At 60.3% G+C, this 17,239-nt stretch carries 16 protein-coding genes; 5 read left to right on the plus strand and 11 right to left on the minus strand.

The genetic code is table 11. From position 1 onward, the window contains the following. The first annotated feature begins 3 nt into the window (after positions 1–3). Positions 4–777 (plus strand): benzoate diol dehydrogenase BenD, encoded by a 774-nt coding sequence (gene benD, locus LPQ25_RS12215; protein ID WP_004143751.1) that lies wholly within the window; start codon positions 4–6, stop codon positions 775–777. On the opposite strand, the gene yddG is transcribed toward benD, so the two are convergent. Next, the gene (gene yddG, locus LPQ25_RS12220) at positions 774–1,652 is read right to left on the minus strand and encodes an aromatic amino acid DMT transporter YddG (RefSeq protein WP_004180090.1); all 879 of its coding nucleotides are present in this window, start codon (positions 1,650–1,652) and stop codon (positions 774–776) included. The two genes, benD and yddG, sit on opposite strands and share 4 nt — an antisense overlap. 225 nt (positions 1,653–1,877) lie before the next feature. On the opposite strand from yddG, the gene fdnG reads away from it, so the two are divergent. From fdnG to fdnI, 3 genes are read left to right on the plus strand one after another with little or no spacing between them, the layout of a single operon-like run. Continuing rightward, positions 1,878–4,925 carry a formate dehydrogenase-N subunit alpha gene (gene fdnG, locus LPQ25_RS12225; protein WP_014907530.1) on the plus strand — a complete coding sequence of 1,016 codons (3,048 nt, stop codon included), beginning with the start codon at positions 1,878–1,880 and terminating at the stop codon, positions 4,923–4,925. 11 nt (positions 4,926–4,936) lie between these two features. After that, a complete protein-coding gene (gene fdxH / locus LPQ25_RS12230; protein ID WP_004143747.1) occupies positions 4,937–5,821 on the plus strand; it encodes a formate dehydrogenase subunit beta in 885 nt (294 codons plus the stop codon). Beyond that, positions 5,814–6,470 carry a formate dehydrogenase-N subunit gamma gene (gene fdnI / locus LPQ25_RS12235; protein ID WP_004175992.1) on the plus strand — a complete coding sequence of 219 codons (657 nt, stop codon included), beginning with the start codon at positions 5,814–5,816 and terminating at the stop codon, positions 6,468–6,470. The genes fdxH and fdnI overlap by 8 nt, the downstream gene beginning before the upstream one ends. A gap of 52 nt (positions 6,471–6,522) precedes the next feature. Here fdnI and LPQ25_RS12240 read toward each other — a convergent pair whose 3' ends face one another. The 4 genes from LPQ25_RS12240 to LPQ25_RS12255 form a co-directional block, all read right to left on the minus strand. Further along, positions 6,523–6,849, minus strand: coding sequence for a CcdB family protein (locus LPQ25_RS12240; protein WP_071888827.1), 327 nt, complete (start codon positions 6,847–6,849; stop codon positions 6,523–6,525). After that, complete coding sequence (locus tag LPQ25_RS12245) at positions 6,846–7,031, minus strand: hypothetical protein (RefSeq protein ID WP_004175994.1); 186 nt, start codon at positions 7,029–7,031, stop codon at positions 6,846–6,848. Before LPQ25_RS12245 ends, LPQ25_RS12240 begins: the two co-directional genes overlap by 4 nt. Positions 7,032–7,209: 178 nt before the next feature. After that, entirely contained in the window at positions 7,210–8,028 is an 819-nt protein-coding gene (ppk2, locus tag LPQ25_RS12250) for a polyphosphate kinase 2 (RefSeq protein ID WP_041937784.1), read from the minus strand. 67 nt (positions 8,029–8,095) lie between these two features. Beyond that, the gene (locus LPQ25_RS12255; protein ID WP_002906451.1) at positions 8,096–8,536 is read right to left on the minus strand and encodes a VOC family protein; all 441 of its coding nucleotides are present in this window, start codon (positions 8,534–8,536) and stop codon (positions 8,096–8,098) included. 264 nt (positions 8,537–8,800) lie between these two features. Between LPQ25_RS12255 and araJ the strand changes: the two genes are divergently transcribed. Beyond that, positions 8,801–9,955, plus strand: coding sequence for an MFS transporter AraJ (gene araJ / locus LPQ25_RS12260; RefSeq protein ID WP_002906449.1), 1,155 nt, complete (start codon positions 8,801–8,803; stop codon positions 9,953–9,955). 6 nt (positions 9,956–9,961) lie between these two features. Here araJ and LPQ25_RS12265 read toward each other — a convergent pair whose 3' ends face one another. Genes LPQ25_RS12265 through LPQ25_RS12290 form a run of 6 tightly spaced genes read right to left on the minus strand, consistent with a single transcriptional unit; the run spans position 9,962 to position 17,084 of the window. After that, the gene (locus tag LPQ25_RS12265; RefSeq protein WP_015874843.1) at positions 9,962–11,053 is read right to left on the minus strand and encodes an alkylhydroperoxidase domain protein; all 1,092 of its coding nucleotides are present in this window, start codon (positions 11,051–11,053) and stop codon (positions 9,962–9,964) included. Between the two features lie 9 nt (positions 11,054–11,062). Next, positions 11,063–12,049, minus strand: coding sequence for a putative FMN-dependent luciferase-like monooxygenase (locus tag LPQ25_RS12270; RefSeq protein ID WP_004176005.1), 987 nt, complete (start codon positions 12,047–12,049; stop codon positions 11,063–11,065). Beyond that, entirely contained in the window at positions 12,049–13,665 is a 1,617-nt protein-coding gene (locus LPQ25_RS12275; protein ID WP_077274444.1) for a dipeptide ABC transporter ATP-binding protein, read from the minus strand. The genes LPQ25_RS12270 and LPQ25_RS12275 overlap by 1 nt, the downstream gene beginning before the upstream one ends. Further along, positions 13,662–14,510, minus strand: a complete 849-nt coding sequence (locus LPQ25_RS12280; protein WP_015874841.1) for an ABC transporter permease — start codon at positions 14,508–14,510, stop codon at positions 13,662–13,664. The genes LPQ25_RS12275 and LPQ25_RS12280 overlap by 4 nt, the downstream gene beginning before the upstream one ends. Continuing rightward, positions 14,507–15,451, minus strand: a complete 945-nt coding sequence (locus tag LPQ25_RS12285) for an ABC transporter permease (protein ID WP_002906228.1) — start codon at positions 15,449–15,451, stop codon at positions 14,507–14,509. Before LPQ25_RS12285 ends, LPQ25_RS12280 begins: the two co-directional genes overlap by 4 nt. A gap of 10 nt (positions 15,452–15,461) precedes the next feature. Beyond that, the gene (locus tag LPQ25_RS12290) at positions 15,462–17,084 is read right to left on the minus strand and encodes a TIGR04028 family ABC transporter substrate-binding protein (protein ID WP_015874839.1); all 1,623 of its coding nucleotides are present in this window, start codon (positions 17,082–17,084) and stop codon (positions 15,462–15,464) included. Positions 17,085–17,239 lie beyond the last annotated feature (155 nt).

Here is a 17,239-nt window from a genome sequence, read left to right on the forward strand (position 1 = left end):
AAAATGCGTTTTACCGATAAAGTCGTCGTCATCACCGGCGCGGCGCAGGGCATTGGCCGCCAGACGGCGGAGCAGGCGGCTGCAGAAGGCGCGGCTCTGCTGCTCATCGATCGCTCGTCATACGTCCATGAGCTGGCGGCGACGCTGGCGCAATCCGGCTGTCTGGTGCTGGCGCTGGAGGCGGATCTGGAAGCGTGGGAAAGTACCGAGCAGGCGTTTGCCGCCGGGGTCGCTCATTTTGGCCGTATCGACGTGCTGATCAACAACGTTGGGGGCACCATCTGGGCGCGCCCCTTTGCCGAATACCAGCCGGAGCAGATTGAGAAAGAGATCCGCCGCTCGCTGTTCCCCACGCTGTGGGGCTGCCGCGCGGCGCTGCCATGGATGCTGAAGCAGGGCAAAGGCAGCATCGTCAACATTTCATCGGTGGCGACGGCGGGAGTGAATCGGGTGCCGTACTCGGCGGCGAAAGGCGGCGTTAACGCGCTGACCCGGTCGATTGCCATGGAGTACAGCGGCAGCGGTATTAGGATTAACGCCGTGGCCCCGGGCGGGACCGAGGCGCCGCCGCGCCTGACGCCGCGTAACGAAGAGCAGCCGAGCGAGCAGGAAAAGGCGTGGTATCAGCAGGTCGTCGATCAGACGGTGGCGAGCAGTCTGCTGCACCGGTACGGCACGCTGGCGGAACAGGCGAATGCGATCCTGTTTCTCGCCAGCGATGAGGCCAGCTATATCACCGGCGTGACGCTGCCGGTAGCCGGAGGCGATCTCGGCTAACGGCGGGTGGCGTACCAGCAGAGCAGGGAGCCGAGACATACCATCCCGGCCCCCTGCCAGAAGGACCACGACAGGGTCGCACTCAGCAGGATCGCCGCCAGCGCAGAGGAGAGCACCGGCGTGAAGTAGGAGGCCGCCGCCAGCAGGCTGACGTTGCCGTGCAGGATGCCAACGTTCCACGCCGCGTAGGCCAGCCCCAGCGCCACGGAGACCGTCATCAGCTTAATGACCACCGGCCAGCTAAACAGCATCGGCGGCTGGTCGCTGGCGAGAAATTTCAGCCATAGCGTCAGGGCGGTTAACAGGACGAACAGCGTAATGGCGTTTTTACCGCGGGCATATTTGGCCGTCACCGTGCAGTAGGCAGCCCAGATGAACGCCCCGACAAAGGCCAGCAGATAGCTAAGCGGGCTGGAAATGACGTTACTGATAATCTCATCGGGCTGTAGCCCATGCTCACCGCCCAACACCCAGCCAACGCCCAGCAGGGCGAGAATCAGGCCGGGGATCACCAGCCAGCTGCTTTTCTGGCCATTAAAGAGAATGGCGAATAAAATCGTCAGGCTGGGCCACAGGTAATTGACCATCCCCACCTCAATGGCCTGCTGGCGGCTGGCGGCATAGCCCAGCGACAGCGCGAGGCAGATTTCATAGCTGACAAACAGCACGCTGCCGGCCAGCAGATAGCGACGCGGGATCTGGCGCAGGTTGGGAAAGCCGATGGTAAAGATCAGCAGCAGGCCGCTAAGGCTGTAAATCATCGCCGCGCCGCCGACCGCTCCCAGTCCTTCGCTGACGCCGCGAATCAATCCGACCATCGTGCTCCATAAGATAATGGCGGCGAAGCCGATGGTCGTGGCTCTCTTTTTCTCCATGCTTTTCCTGATGGTTACGCAAATGCAGCCGGCATATATATCATCTTTTTATCGGTGAGGGGCGAAATTTTCCGCCGTTGCTAACCCTTAGGGATTAGCGAAAATGGCCAGGGCTGGCGATTAAGGGGGCGAAGGTTTTCCTCCTTGATTTGACGCAAATTTTCCCGGGATTTTGCTGTTAGTTTCCTCCGCGCGATGAATCAACATCCTGCATGGAGGAATGCAATGGACGTCAGCCGCAGAAAGTTCTTTAAGATCTGCGCAGGCGGTATGGCCGGAACTACCGCCGCCGCCCTGGGCTTTGCCCCTAAAATGGCGCTGGCTCAGGCACGCAATTTCAAATTGCTGCGTGCGAAAGAGATCCGCAACACCTGCACTTACTGCTCCGTGGGCTGCGGGCTATTAATGTATAGCCTCGGCGACGGTGCGAAAAACGCCAAAGAAGCGATCTACCATATCGAAGGGGACCCGGACCATCCGGTGAGCCGCGGCGCGCTGTGCCCGAAAGGGGCAGGCCTGCTGGACTATGTCCACAGCGAAAACCGTCTGCGTTATCCGCAATACCGCGCCCCGGGCTCGGATAAATGGCAGCGCATCTCCTGGGATGAAGCCTTTAACCGCATCGCCCGACTGATGAAAGCCGACCGCGACGCCAACTTTATTGAAAAGAATGAACAGGGCGTGACGGTTAACCGCTGGCTTTCCACCGGCATGCTGTGCGCCTCGGCGGCAAGCAATGAGACCGGCATGCTAACGCAAAAATTTGTGCGATCGCTGGGTATGCTGGCGGTAGACAACCAGGCGCGCGTCTGACACGGACCAACGGTAGCAAGTCTTGCTCCAACATTTGGTCGCGGTGCGATGACCAACCACTGGGTGGATATCAAAAACGCCAACGTCGTGGTGGTGATGGGCGGTAACGCCGCCGAAGCGCATCCGGTGGGTTTCCGCTGGGCGATGGAGGCGAAAAACAATAACGACGCCACGCTGATCGTCGTCGACCCGCGCTTTACGCGCACCGCGTCGGTGGCCGATATCTATGCGCCGATTCGTTCCGGTACCGACATTACCTTCCTGTCGGGCGTGCTGCTGTACCTGATCGAAAATAACAAGATCAATGCCGAGTACGTTAAGCATTACACCAATGCCAGCCTGCTGGTGCGGGATGATTTTGCCTTCGAAGAGGGGCTGTTCAGCGGCTACGATGCGGAAAAACGCCAGTACGATAAATCGTCCTGGAACTACCAGTTCGATGAAAACGGCTACGCCAAACGCGATGAAACGCTCACCCACCCGCGCTGCGTGTGGAATCTGCTGAAGCAGCACGTTTCCCGTTACACGCCCGAGGTGGTCGAAAACATCTGCGGTACGCCGAAAGCGGACTTCCTTAAAGTGTGCGACGTGCTGGCCTCAACCAGCGCCGCGGACCGCACCACCACCTTCCTGTATGCCCTGGGCTGGACGCAGCACACCGTCGGCGCGCAGAACATCCGCACCATGGCGATGATCCAGCTGCTGCTCGGCAATATGGGGATGGCCGGCGGCGGCGTCAACGCCCTGCGCGGCCACTCTAATATTCAGGGGCTGACCGATTTGGGCCTGCTGTCGACCAGTCTGCCGGGCTATTTGACGCTGCCATCGGACAAACAGACCGATCTGCAAAGCTACCTCAGCGCCAACACGCCGAAGGCGACCCTGCCCGAGCAGGTGAACTACTGGAGCAACTACCCGAAATTCTTCGTTAGCCTGATGAAATCCTTCTACGGCGAGGCGGCGCAAAAAGAGAACGACTGGGGCTTTGAGTGGTTACCGAAGTGGGACCAGGCTTACGACGTTATCAAATACTTCAATATGATGGATAACGGCAACGTCACCGGCTATATCTGCCAGGGCTTTAACCCGGTTGCCTCCTTCCCGGACAAAAACAAAGTGGTTCGCAGCCTCAGCAAGCTGAAATATATGGTGGTTATCGACCCGCTGGTGACCGAAACCTCGACCTTCTGGCAGAACCACGGCGAGTCTAATGATGTCGACCCGTCGGCGATTCAGACCGAAGTCTTCCGTCTGCCGTCGACCTGCTTTGCCGAAGAGGACGGTTCGATCGCCAACTCCGGTCGCTGGCTGCAGTGGCACTGGAAAGGTCAGGATGCCCCAGGTGAAGCGCGCAATGATGGCGAAATCCTTGCCGGGATTTACCATCGCCTGCGCGAACTGTACCGCACCGAAGGCGGGAAGGGCGCGGAACCCCTGCTGAAGATGAGCTGGCGCTACAAGCAGCCGGACCATCCGGAATCGGAAGAAGTGGCAAAAGAGAACAACGGCTACGCGCTGGCGGATCTCTACGATCAAAATGGCACTCTGCTGGCGAAAAAAGGCCAACTGCTCAATAGCTTCGCGCTGCTGCGCGATGACGGCAGCACCGCGTCGTCTTGCTGGATCTATACCGGCAGCTGGACCGAGCAGGGTAACCAGATGGCGAATCGTGATAACGCCGATCCTTCGGGCCTGGGCAATACGCTGGGATGGGCCTGGGCGTGGCCGCTCAATCGTCGGGTGCTGTACAACCGCGCTTCGGCCGATATCAACGGCAAGCCCTGGGATGCGAAGCGGATGCTGATCCAGTGGAACGGCAGCAAGTGGGTCGGGAATGATATTCCGGACTTCAATACCGCGCCGCCAGGGAGCAAAACCGGGCCGTTTATCATGCAGCAGGAGGGGCTGGGTCGCCTGTTTGCGCTCGATAAACTGGCGGAAGGGCCGTTCCCGGAGCACTACGAGCCGATGGAAACCCCGCTTGGCACTAACCCGCTGCACCCGAAGGTGGTCTCCAGCCCGGTGGTGCGGTTGTATGAAGAGGACGCCATTCGCTTAGGTAAGAAGGATAAATTCCCGTATGTCGGGACCACCTATCGTCTGACCGAGCATTTCCACACCTGGACCAAGCATGCGTTGCTCAATTCCATCGCGCAGCCGGAACAGTTTGTCGAAATCAGCGAAGGGCTGGCGAAAAGCAAAGGTATCGCTAACGGCGATTGGGTGAAAGTCAGCAGCAAGCGCGGCTTCATTCGCGCGGTTGCCGTGGTGACTCGCCGACTGCGCACTCTGAACGTCAACGGCCAGCAGGTGGAGACCGTCGGGATCCCGCTGCACTGGGGTTTTGAAGGCGTGGCCCGCAAAGGCTACATCGCCAACACCCTGACGCCTAACGTTGGCGATTCCAACTCGCAAACGCCGGAATACAAGGCGTTCCTGGTCAACATCGAGAAAGCGTAAGGAGCGATTCAATGGCGATGGAAACCCAAGACATTATTAAACGCTCCGCGACCAACCCGATCACCCCCGCGCCGCGCGCGCGGGACTATAAAGCGGAAGTCGCCAAGCTTATCGATGTCTCCTCCTGCGTGGGCTGTAAAGCCTGCCAGGTGGCCTGTTCCGAGTGGAATGACATCCGCGATGACGTGGGGCACTGCGTCGGGGTGTACGACAACCCGGCGGATCTCAGCGCCAAATCCTGGACGGTAATGCGTTTTAGCGAGACCGAACAGAACGGCAAACTGGAGTGGCTTATCCGCAAGGATGGCTGTATGCACTGCGCAGAGCCGGGCTGCCTGAAGGCCTGCCCGTCCGCCGGGGCGATTATTCAGTACGCCAACGGCATCGTCGATTTCCAGCAGGAAAACTGCATCGGCTGCGGCTACTGCATTGCGGGGTGTCCGTTTAACGTCCCGCGCCTCAATAAAGAGGATAACCGGGTCTATAAATGCACCCTGTGCGTGGATCGGGTCAGCGTCGGCCAGGAACCGGCCTGCGTGAAAACCTGTCCTACCGGTGCTATCCACTTCGGTACGAAGAAAGAGATGCTGGAGGTGGCCGAGGAGCGGGTGGCTAAGCTTAAAAAACGCGGTTATGCCAACGCCGGGATTTACAACCCGCCGGGCGTCGGCGGAACCCACGTGATGTACGTCCTGCATCATGCCGACCAGCCGGAGCTGTATCACAAGCTGCCGAAGGAACCGCAGATCGATACCAGTATCAGTCTGTGGAAGGGGGCGCTGAAACCGCTGGCGGCGGCGGGCTTTATCGCCACCTTCGCCGGGCTGATTTACCACTACATCGGTATCGGGCCGAACAAGGAAGTTGACGACGACGAGGAGAAGCATGATGAGTAAATCGAAGATGATTGTGCGCACAACGTTTATCGATCGCGCCTGTCACTGGACGGTGGTTATCTGTTTCTTCCTCGTGGCGCTGTCGGGAATATCGTTCTTCTTTCCGACGCTACAGTGGCTAACGGAAACCTTCGGCACGCCGCAGATGGGGCGTATTCTGCACCCGTTCTTTGGGGTGCTGATTTTTGTCGCGCTGATGTTTATGTTCGTGCGCTTTGTCCACCATAACATCCCTGATAAACAGGATATTCCGTGGCTGAAAGGCATCGTCGAGGTGCTGAAAGGCAACGAGCATAAGGTGGCGCGCGTCGGTAAGTATAACGCCGGGCAGAAGATGATGTTCTGGACCATCATGAGCATGATATTTGTGCTGCTGGTGACCGGGGTGATTATCTGGCGCCCATATTTTGCGGAATATTTCCCGATGCAGGTGATTCGCTATAGCCTGCTGATTCATGCGACGTCGGCCATCATTCTGATCCACGCCATCCTTATCCATATGTATATGGCGTTCTGGGTGAAGGGGTCGATTAAAGGCATGATCGAAGGCAAGGTGAGCCGCCGCTGGGCGAAGAAACACCACCCGCGCTGGTATCGCGATGTCGAACGCCTGGAGGCGATGAAAGAGAATCGTGAAGGGATGAAGTAAGCCTTCACGGCGCGAAACCCGCTCCGGAGATGTCGGAGCGGGTTCCCGGCAGTCAGCAGTTCGTGATAAGTGTATCGATTGAATCGATAACGCCCTGGCGCGCATGACTCAGATTGCAGACGAAATCCTGTGGCGGGATCCGTTTATTATTTAAGTTACTGCTCATTGGCGTACAAAGTAAAAAGCTGTCAAATTCTATATTTATCCTTGGTACGGCATGCTGATGCCAGCGTGGTAACTGTTGTGGTCGCATTAAAGGAATAATGACTCTCGTGGCCCGGTCTGCATAATAATCATTCAGCACGATCATATAATATGGCAGGGTTTTATTTGCCTGAGCAGAACAATTTCGATAAACATTGAATTGTTCAAGCATCATAGCACCCTGAAAAATTCATCATCAGTAAGAGTGCCTCCTTTTGCAATAAATTCATTCATTGCGGCAATGAATTCCTTGTGCTGTCGCTGTTTATCTGCTTCTCGTAAATCCTTACCTGGCTGTTCTGACGCCTTCTGGACGGGTACGTCAGTGGGTCTTTTACGTAGCGTATTACTTTTCATCATAGGCTCCTTGCGGTTGGTTCTGTGATTATTTACTTTACCCACTAAAAAATAAATACCAGCAGTAAGTTTAATATTTATTTTGCGAAGCAGCTTCCAGAGGGAAGTAACAGCCTGAAATATTCATGGTTATGGTAATAAACCTGGCGCTGGCATTAACCAGCGCGACGGGAAATAATCAAAACTTCTCTGGAATGAAGCGGAAAGGAAAATTAGTCTGTTTCATTTTGCCAATTTTGCGCTTCGGCAGCGTCACAGGCTCCACCGGTAAAGCTTCATACGGGATCTGCGACAGCAGATGGGTGATAATATTCAGACGCACGCGCTTTTTATCCTCCGAGCGGGCGACGAACCACGGCGCCCAGGCGGTATCGGTGGCGGCGAACATGGCGTCGCGGGCAGCGGTATATTCATCCCAGCGGTTGAAAGACTTAATGTCCATCGGCGAGAGCTTCCAGATTTTACGCCCGTCGTCGATGCGATCCCGCAGACGGCGCTCCTGCTCCTGCGGAGAGACCTCCAGCCAGTACTTGAGCAGAATAATGCCCGATTCGACCATGCCGCGCTCCACCATCGGCGCGCCGTCGAGGAACTTCTGCACCTCCTCCGGCGTACAAAAGCCCATCACCCGTTCGACGCCGGCGCGGTTATACCAGCAGCGATCGAAAATCACGATTTCGCCGGCCGCCGGGAGATGCTTGATATAGCGCTGAAAGTAAAGCTGGCTTTTTTCGCGCTCGGTGGGCGAGGGTAAGGCGACGACCCGAAAGATACGCGGGCTGACGCGCTCGGTGATGGCCTTAATGGTGCCACCTTTCCCGGCGCCGTCCCGGCCTTCAAAGACAATGCACACTTTCAGTCCTTTGTGCACTACCCAGCGCTGCAGTTTCACCAGCTCAACGTGGAGTTTGCGCAGCGCTTTCTCGTACGCTTTGTTGTCGAGCGGCGCGATTTTTGCCGCCGTGTCGACCGGATTACCGCTTTTCTTGTTGCCCATCGCCATGCTCCGTGTTGCCGAGGTATCCCTTTGAAGTGTAATCCTCCCCCGGCGAGGCGGTGGAAAATTATTCGCCGGGTTTTCCCGCCAGGATGACTTCCAGTCCCACCCGCTGCCCCCACGACAGCTCCAGGGTGTTACCGTCCGGGTCGGCAAAGAAAGCGAAATAGCCCACCGGATCGCCCAGCTGCTCCGGCTCCCGGCGTAAAACACCTTCCCGCCGTGCGAGGGCCACTTTCTCATCGATCTCGGCCTGGGTGGCGCAGGCGACGCCGAGATGGCCGAACGGTCCCAGCGGCGTATCGGCCGGATCGTCACTTTGCACCAGCACCAGGGCGAAAGGCCGGGTGCGGTCGCTAAGCCATGCCACTTTTCGCGCCGAGGGGAGGTCGGGCTCGCGCTGGTGAATGACGGTCATCGCGGTATAGCGGGTATAAAAATCGATGCTGCTGGCCAGACAGCGGACGGTAAAGGCGACATGAGTAAAACCGACATCAACACTTTGCATGGATAATTCTCCCAAGGTGAACGATGTTTTGACTTTACAACCTCAAGTTAACTTGAGATCAATGAGGTGTTTATCTCTTTGAGCTCACTGATTTTGATAGGGGATTGTTTCTACGAAACCACGCCGCCGGTATGCCACGCGGCTGGGGAACATGAACGAATCAGGCTGTTGTATGGAGGAAACTGCCGTCGGGCGTTTTTAGCTGGTGTGTCGGGGCGGGATGGTAAATAATGCCGGCCGGCTCTCAATACCCCTATAAGATGTATGAAAAAAACGATTTTTTCACTGGCGCTGGGCACCTTTGGACTTGGCATGGCGGAGTTTGGCATTATGGGCGTGCTGCCGGATATGGCGCACGATGTCGGAATATCCATTCCCGCCGCCGGCAATATGATTGCCTGGTATGCCTTCGGCGTGGTGATCGGCGCGCCGATCATGGCGCTGCTCTCCAGCCGGTTTTCCCTGAAATCGGTGATGCTGTTCCTGGCTGGCCTGTGTATTCTCGGCAATACCCTGTTTACCTTCTCCAGTAGCTACGCCATGCTGGCGCTTGGCCGGCTGGTTTCCGGGTTTCCCCACGGGGCGTTCTTTGGCGTCGGCGCGATTATCCTGTCGAAAATCGCGCCCCCGGGGAAGGTGACCGCCGCGGTGGCGGGGATGATTGGCGGCATGACGATCGCTAACCTGGTGGGCGTCCCGGGCGGCACCTGGCTTGGGCATCACTTCAGCTGGCGCTATACCTTTGCGCTTATCGCGGTATTTAACGTGGCGGTATTTCTGGCGATCTTCTGCTGGGTGCCCACGCTTTATGACCGGGCCAGCACGCGGCTGCGCGAGCAGTTCCGTTTTCTTGCCTCCCCGGCGCCGTGGCTGATTTTCGCCGCCACCATGTTCGGTAACGCCGGCGTGTTTGCCTGGTTCAGCTATATCAAGCCCTTTATGCTCAATGTATCCGGCTTTGCTGAAAGCAAGATGATGCTGATTATGATGCTGGCGGGGCTGGGAATGGTGGTCGGCAATCTGTTCAGCGGCAAAATTTCCGGGCGCTACAGCCCGCTGCGCATTGCGGCCATGACCGACGGGGTCATTGCCGTGACGCTGCTGCTGATCTTTGCCTTCGGTGAACAGAAAGTCGCTTCGCTGGCGCTGGCGTTTCTCTGCTGCGCGGGACTATTCGCCCTGTCAGCGCCGCTGCAGATCCTGCTGCTGCAGAACGCCAAAGGCGGCGAGATGCTGGGGGCGGCCGGGGGACAGATCGCCTTTAACCTCGGCAGCGCCATCGGCGCCTTCTGCGGCGGAATGATGATCGCCCAGGGCTTTGGCTGGAACAGCGTGGCGCTCCCCGCCGCCGCGCTGTCGTTTCTGGCGATGAGCGCCTTGCTCATCTATGGCTGTCATCAGCGGCGACAAGCTTACTAACGACGCCTACTCACGCCAGGGTTCGCCCAGGGTCAGCATCAGGCGGTTGGCCCAGGCGAAAAAGGCCGCGGACTGCAGCAGATCCAGCTGGGCCAGAGTATCTAAGCCCTGCTCATCAAGCGCCGCCAGATGATCGGCGTTTAATGCGGGTGGCGTCACCGATAGCGCGGCGGCGGCGTCGATTTCCGCCTGCCAGCGCGGCGATTGCCCGTCGCGCAGATCCTCTCCCGGCGTCACCGCCAGCAGCGTGTCGACGGCGGTCTCGTCCTTCGCCAGCTGCGCCGCTTTGCGGGCATGCACCGAGGCGCAGTAAATACAGCCGTTGATTTTACTGGCGACCGTGGCGGCCAGCTCGCGTTCGGCGCGCGGCAATCCTCCCGCGGTATAGAAAATGCCCCTATCGGTCAGGGTCCGCTGCTCCAGCACCGGCTGGTTGCGCGCCAGCAGGCGAAAGTAGGGGGAGTCGCTATGGCCATATTTGGCCAGAATCGCCTGTTCTTCAGCGTTGAATTCCGCCAGCGGTTTATCGGCCAGCCAGGGTTCCCAGTGCAACTCGTCGCGGGTGAAGCGAACCGGGGCCGCTTTGCCGCTCTGCGCGTACGGGGTGGTATGCCAGTATCCGGCGACCAGCGGCGTATCTGCGCTGACGATGGGCTTATGGTTGAGCGCCCGCAGGCCCAACAGCAGTCGGCTCTGGAAGCTGACAAAGGCTACCAGCTGCGCCAGGGTGACGATGCCCCGCAGGCTCCAGCCCGCGCTGGTTAAGGTGTGCAGCGCGCCGGGAGTGGCTTCAACGGGGGTGAAGGTGAGCAGGCGGGCAAAGGCCAGCGCCGGGACCAGACGATCGGTGGTCGGATCGGCGAGGCCGAAACCGGCATAGTGCGCCGCCAGCGCGTCCGCCTGGTGCAGTTTCGCCACCTTCGCGGCCACCGCGAAGCGTTCATCAAGAGGAAAGTCAGCGTCCTGCTGGCGGAACAGCACTTCATAACTTCCCTGGGCGTGACGGGTGGCGGCATCGCGGACGGCGCGCGCCTGATCGAGCGGGGAACCGGGGGCGATCTCCGCCAGTTCGGCCAGAATATCCTGACTCAGCGTCATGGGGACTCCTTATCTGATGTGGGGGGCAATATGCTGAGCAATCAGCTCAATGGAACGCAGCGTATCCCGGTGCGAAGGCTCGACCGAGTGCACCTGAAACGAAATATCGGTGGCGCGGGCCAGCACGCTGTCCTGCGCCAGGGAGGCAATAACATGCTCAGGATCGCCAACGTGGGCATCCAGCTGTTGCAGATAGTCGGTGACACTGTCACCTTCTATCGTATGACCCGCCGCCCGGTGCTGAGTTGCCTGCTTGCGCAGACCGGGCTCGGCGACCTGCAGGGCGTGGGCGTGACTGTCGGCGACGAAGGCGGTGCGCGAGGCGAGGATCCGCGGCGCAACGCCGTCCGGCAGCGCCGCCAGGTAGGCGTCAATGATCGGGTTCTGAATGGCGTCCAGCGGCAGACGTGGCTCGCCGGGTGGCCGTGGCTGGGTGCGGGACAGCATCAGCCCGTGTCCCGCCTGACCGGCGCGGATGGCGCCCTCCGCAGAGAAGGTGGCGATCCAGATACGCTCCGCCAACTGCGGCGCCGGCGGATAGAGACGGTTGTCCGGGTGGCTCAGCGTGTCGCCGCGCCAGGCGCTATGGATCAGGTGCAGATGGTCGGCAAACGCCGCCCCGCGCTGCTCGCTGGTCAGGCCGAAGGGCAGAAACGAGGTTGGCGTGCCGCCGGAGCCAAACCCCACCTCCAGACGTCCGTCGGTGAGTAAATCCAGTACCGCTGCGTCTTCGGCGACGCGCAGCGGATTTTCCATCGGCAAGGTGATAATCGCTGTACCGAGGCGGATCCGGTCGGTCTGCGCCGCGACGTGGGCGAGAAACACCAGCGGTGAAGGCAGGCCGCCTTCCTGTTCATGAAAATGGTGCTGGGCAATCCATGCGCTGTCGAAGCCCAAACGCTCCGCGTGGCGGATCTGTTCGGCCGCCAGCCGGTAGCGCGTTTGCGCGGAGCCCTGATCGAGCAGACGGGTAAAAAAACCGAGGCGTTTAGGCATTATGCGTTCTCCGTGTGGGCCTGTGCTAAGCGGGGGGAAACCTGGGGAATGGCGGCGATCAGTTCGCGGGTGTAGGCCTGCTGCGGGGCGGCGAACAGGCGGTTTACGTCGCCATGCTCCACCACCTGGCCGGCGCGCAGAACCGTGACGCTGTCGGCGATCCGCCTGACCGTCGCCAGATCGTGGGTAATGAACAGGTAGCTCAGACCCAGCTGCTGCTGTAGCTGCTGCAGCAGGGCGAGGATCTGCGCCTGCACGGTGACGTCGAGCGCCGAAGTCGCTTCGTCAAGGACCAGTATCGCCGGCTCGAGGATCAGCGCCCGGGCAATCGCCACCCGCTGGCGCTGGCCGCCGGAAAGCTCCCGCGGCGTACGCGATAGCAGCTCGGGGGCCAGGGCCACCCGGGCGGCAACGCTCTCCACACGCTGGCGACGCGTCGCCGCGCTGAGGCGCTCAAAGTTTTTTAACGGCTCTTCGATAATCGCAAACAGCGTCTGGCGCGGGTCGAGCGAAGCGAAGGGGTTCTGGTAGACAAACTGGATCTTGCGCCGCAGCTGACGCTGTGCCTCGCGGCTGAGATGCCCGGCGTCAATACCGTCGATGGTGACCTGTCCGGCGTCGGCGCGCTCAAAGCCCAGCAGGATCCGCGCCAGGGTGGTTTTCCCGGATCCGGATTCGCCCACCAGCGCATGGGTGCTGCCGCGTCTGACCTCAAAGCTGACGCTGTCGAGCGCCTGCAGCGCCTGTTTGCCCAGCGAGAAGCGTTTGCTGATCCCCTCCACGCGAATGGCCGGCGTGGCCAGCGGCCGGTGACGCGCCGCCGTTAGCCTCAACGGCGCATCCTGCAGGTCGTGGAGCAGCTGGCGGGTGTAAGGATGCTGCGGACGCTGGACAATCGTCTCGGTGGCGCCTTGTTCCTGAATCTCTCCCTGGCGAAACACCATGATCCGGTCGGCGCGTTCGGCGGCCAGCGCCAGATCGTGGGTGACAAACAGCACGGCGGTACCCGACTCGCGACGCAGGATATCGAGCAGGTCGAGAATGCGCTTCTGCACCGTGACGTCGAGGGCGCTGGTGGGCTCGTCGGCAATAATCAGATCCGGCTGCAGGGCAATGGCGATGGCTATCAGCACCCGCTGTTTCATCCCGCCAGACAGCTGATGCGGATACTGGTCAAAACGCTGTTCCGGGTGGCTGAGACCGACTTTAGCGAGCAGGCTAAGAACCTGCTGTCGGCGCTCAGCGGCGGAGAGAGACTGATGCAGCCGCAGGATCTCTTCCACCTGCTGACCAATGGTTTTTACCGGGTTGAGCGAATTACCGGGATCCTGCGGGACCAGGCTGATGCTCACTCCGCGCAGGCGGTTCAGGCGTTTATCCGACCAGTCGCTAATCACTGCGCCATTGAGGACAATCCGCCCGGCATCCCGGCGGGCATTATCCGCCAGCAGGCCGATAATGGCCTGCGCGGTGGTGGTTTTCCCCGAGCCGGATTCTCCGACGAAGGCCAGCATTTCGCCGCGCTGGATGGAAAAGCTGATGTTGTGCACCACCTCGCGCCATTCGCCCCGCGAGCGGTAGCTGATGCGCAGATCTTCAACGGACAAAACGGTCATGGGCGTGCTCCACTCCACTGGCGGCTAAGACGATTGGCGGCAAGGACCACGGCGACCACGGCGAGGCCGGGGAAGGTGGTCAGCCACCAGGCGGTTGACAGGTAATTGCGACCTTCGGCGATCAGTAGTCCCCACTCCGGGACCGGCGGCGGAGTGCCGTAGCCGAGGAAGCTGAGGGTGGCCAGGGCCAACATCGCCTGACCGAACTGCAGCGTCGCGAAAGCAAGCACCGCAGTGAGCGAGTTGGGCAGAATATGGCGCCAGAAGACGGCGAAAAAAGTGCCGCCGCTGCCCCGGGCCGCCTCGACGTAATCGCTGTGGCGCACGCGCACCACTTCTGCTCGCGCCAGGCGCGCGAAGCTGGCGATAGCCGCGACGCCAACCGCCACCGCCGCATTTACCGTGCCGAAACCCAGCAGAATAATCACCGTGAGCTGCAGCAGCAGGGAGGGGATGGCCAGCAGGACATCGACCAGGCGCATGATGGTGGATTCCACGCGTCCGGCCAGCGCCCCGGCGAGGGTGCCAAGGGTGGTACCCACCACCAGGCCGATGGCGACGGCGATCAGCGCCGCCGACAGGGAATGCACCGCGCCGTAAACCACCCGCGTCCACAGGTCGCGCCCCAGCTGGTCGGTACCCAGCCAGTAGTGCGCCTGCGGCGCCAGGCGCTGAGCGCCGGGGATCCCCTCCAGCGGGTTAGAGGAGGTAAACCACTGTGGGGCAATGGCCATTAACAGGGCGGCGATCATCACCGCCCACGCCAGCCACAGGCCAGGCTGCAGGCGCACTCTACGCCACTCCGGGCGGCGGCGAACCGCGATGGTATAGTCGACCAGGCTCATTTCGCACCTCCGGTCTGTAAATGGAGTCGGGGGTCCAGTCGCGGCATGACCAGGTCGACCAGCAGGTTGATCAGGACGAAACCGAGGGCGGAGATCATCACCACCGCCTGTAGTACGGCGATATCCTGGTTATTGACCGCCTGCTGGGTCAGCTGGCCGAGGCCGCTGCGGCCGAAGACGGTCTCGGTGATCAGCGCCCCGGCAATCAGTTCGCCGAGCAGCAGCCCGGCAATATTCAGCGCCGGCAGCAGGGCATTCCCCATCACATGGCGCCAGAGGACGCCCGTTTCGCTCATGCCCTTGGCGCGGGCGACCGCGACGAAGGGCTGAACCGCCACCTGATCCATGCTGCGCATCAGGATCTGCGCCAGTGGGGCGGAAATGGGCAGTGCGACGGCGATAACCGGTAAAATCAGTCCTTCCAGTGGGCCGGGGTTGATTACCGGGATCCAGCGCAACTGAAACGAGAAGAGCTGGATCAGGGCGATACCCAACCAAAAGGTAGGTAGAGAGATAAACAGCACCGGTAGCGACTGCAGAAAATTGCTCAGCCAGCGCAGCCCCGGCAGCCGCGAGGCGAAAGCGAGGGCGAACGCCAGCGCCACCGCCAGCAGGAAGGCCGGCAGCGCGAGGCTTAAGGTATCCGGCAGGTTGCTGGCAATCAGACTGCTGACCGCCAGACCCGCCTGCAGGGAATAGCCGAAGTCGCCGTGCAGCATCGCCAGCAGCGTGTGCAGGTACTGGCGCCACAGCGGGCTATCGGCGCCGTAGGCCAGCCGCATCTCCGCAATTTGCGCCGGGCTCAGGCCGAGGTCCGGGTTCTGAAACTTGATCAGCACCGCATCCCCCGGCAGGACCTGCAGCAGGAAAAAGGTGAGGGTAAAGGCCGCCCACAGGACCAGCAGCCCCTGGCCGAATCGTCGCAGAAGATAAGCGCTCATAACCGGCCTCTTAGTGCTTGTCCAGCCACGCGCCGTAGAACGACGGACGACCGACGGCCTCGAAGCTGACGCCTTTGACCCACGGCGCGCCGGCGAACACCTGCGGCTCTTCGAAAATAGGGATCACATAGGCGTTATCGATCAGATAGCGCTGGGCGTCACCGGTTAACTGCAAGCGCTGCTGCGGCTCAACCGCCGCGGAGATGCCGGTCAGCAGGTCATTGAGCTTATCATCGCGGAAGCGCTGCACTTTATCGCTGGAGCCGCCTTTCTGCAGCAGCGCATCGCGGTTGTTGGGGAAGAACATACTTTTCACCACATCCGGGTCGGCGCGCCCCACTTCTGAGACGGTGAGCGGGGTTTTCTGCGGGTCGAGGTTATCCAGCGTACGGCTACCGGCATCCCCGGCTTTGACCGTCAACACCACACCCACCTGGCGCCACTGCTGGGCGATCAGCTGCAGCACTTCCTTATTCTGCGGCTGCGGCAGCGACTCATAGACGGTCAGCGCCAGCCGCTGACCGTCTTTGCTGCGAATACCGTCGGCGGCGGGCTTCCAGCCGGCGTCATCCAGCAACTGCCGGGCTTTGGCCTGGTCGAAGGTGAGTTTATCGCTGAGATTGACATAGCCGGCGGCAGAGCTGGCCAGCACGGAGGTGGCTTGCGGGTAGTTAGCGGAGAATAGCGTCTCCACCACCTGCCTGGCGTTGGTGGCATGGAGCAGGGCCTGACGCACCCGCAGGTCGGCGACCAGTGGGTTATCCGGGCGGAAGCTCAGACTGTCGTTGACCCCGCGGGTAGGGGCAGCGTAGATCTTAAATCCCTGATCGGTAGCCTGCTTTTCATCGTAGGCCTGCACCTGGCGAATAAAGCCCGCCTGACCTGCCAGCAGCGCGCCGATACGCACGCTGTCTTCCGGCGTCACAATATAGGTGATGCCGTCGAGGTTAGCGGGCCCCTGCTGGGCAATGTTTTTCTGCCCCCACTGGTAATCCTTGCGCGCCACCAGCGTCAGCTCGCGGCCTGGTTTTTCATCCTGCACGACGAAGGGGCCGGAGCCGATAATATGTCGGGCATCGCCCAGCTCTTCAAAATTACGCTGCAGGGTGCTGAGAGATACCAGACCGGAGCCGATGGTGGCGGTTCCCTGCAGGAAGCCCGGCGACGGCTTGTTGAAGTAGAATTTTACCGTCAGCGGGTCGATCACTTCGCTGCGCTGGTAGTTATTGATGACCTCCGAGACGGGCAGACGATGGGCTTTATCTCCCAGACCATAGGTATCGAAGTTTTTGGCGACGGCGGCGGCGTCCAGCGGTGTGCCATCTGAGAAAGTGACCCCTTTGCGCAGGTGGAAGGTGTACTCGGTTTTATCGGCATTGCTGGTCCAGCTCTCGGCGATCCACGGCTCAATCTCCAGCGTTTTCGGGTTCTGCCAGGTGAGCTTGTCGGTTATCTGATTGAGAATCCCGCCATTCGGGTAAAAGCCGCCGGCGGGCGGATAGAGATTGGTGTGCGGTTGCTGCTCCAGATAAATTAATGTGCCGCCTTTAACCGGCGTGTCGGCGGCCCAGACGGAAAAGGCGCCGGTGAGAAACAGCGCGGCCAGCGCGGGCAGGCGAAAATGACGATGCATGGTGAATTCCTTTGTTATCTATTGTGTTGCCATCATCGGGCGCGGCTAAAAACAAAGGAACCAAGGAATTGCGCTAAGCATTTGCGGAAATTGCATTTACTTCCCGGGTTGGGAAGCGAGAGGACGTGCCAGGGGGATCGCCTCTCCCGGACGGG

It is taken from the genome of Klebsiella sp. KPN54798, assembly GCF_021184225.1.
Classification (GTDB): Bacteria; Pseudomonadota; Gammaproteobacteria; order Enterobacterales; family Enterobacteriaceae; genus Klebsiella; species Klebsiella pneumoniae.

Bases quoted from the DNA above. Each gene is read 5' to 3' on its own strand.
- LPQ25_RS12245 (WP_004175994.1), bottom strand. From the start codon at position 7,031: ATGAAAAGTAATACGCTACGTAAAAGACCCACTGACGTACCCGTCCAG.
- LPQ25_RS12240 (WP_071888827.1), bottom strand. From the start codon at position 6,849: ATGATGCTTGAACAATTCAATGTTTATCGAAATTGTTCTGCTCAGGCA.
- LPQ25_RS12280 (WP_015874841.1), bottom strand. From the start codon at position 14,510: ATGAGCCTGGTCGACTATACCATCGCGGTTCGCCGCCGCCCGGAGTGG.
- araJ (WP_002906449.1), top strand. From the start codon at position 8,801: ATGAAAAAAACGATTTTTTCACTGGCGCTGGGCACCTTTGGACTTGGC.
- LPQ25_RS12270 (WP_004176005.1), bottom strand. From the start codon at position 12,049: ATGCCTAAACGCCTCGGTTTTTTTACCCGTCTGCTCGATCAGGGCTCC.
- LPQ25_RS12285 (WP_002906228.1), bottom strand. From the start codon at position 15,451: ATGAGCGCTTATCTTCTGCGACGATTCGGCCAGGGGCTGCTGGTCCTG.
- LPQ25_RS12275 (WP_077274444.1), bottom strand. From the start codon at position 13,665: ATGACCGTTTTGTCCGTTGAAGATCTGCGCATCAGCTACCGCTCGCGG.
- LPQ25_RS12290 (WP_015874839.1), bottom strand. From the start codon at position 17,084: ATGCATCGTCATTTTCGCCTGCCCGCGCTGGCCGCGCTGTTTCTCACC.
- yddG (WP_004180090.1), bottom strand. From the start codon at position 1,652: ATGGAGAAAAAGAGAGCCACGACCATCGGCTTCGCCGCCATTATCTTA.
- LPQ25_RS12255 (WP_002906451.1), bottom strand. From the start codon at position 8,536: ATGCAAAGTGTTGATGTCGGTTTTACTCATGTCGCCTTTACCGTCCGC.
- ppk2 (WP_041937784.1), bottom strand. From the start codon at position 8,028: ATGGGCAACAAGAAAAGCGGTAATCCGGTCGACACGGCGGCAAAAATC.
- LPQ25_RS12265 (WP_015874843.1), bottom strand. From the start codon at position 11,053: ATGACGCTGAGTCAGGATATTCTGGCCGAACTGGCGGAGATCGCCCCC.
- benD (WP_004143751.1), top strand. From the start codon at position 4: ATGCGTTTTACCGATAAAGTCGTCGTCATCACCGGCGCGGCGCAGGGC.
- fdxH (WP_004143747.1), top strand. From the start codon at position 4,937: ATGGCGATGGAAACCCAAGACATTATTAAACGCTCCGCGACCAACCCG.
- fdnI (WP_004175992.1), top strand. From the start codon at position 5,814: ATGAGTAAATCGAAGATGATTGTGCGCACAACGTTTATCGATCGCGCC.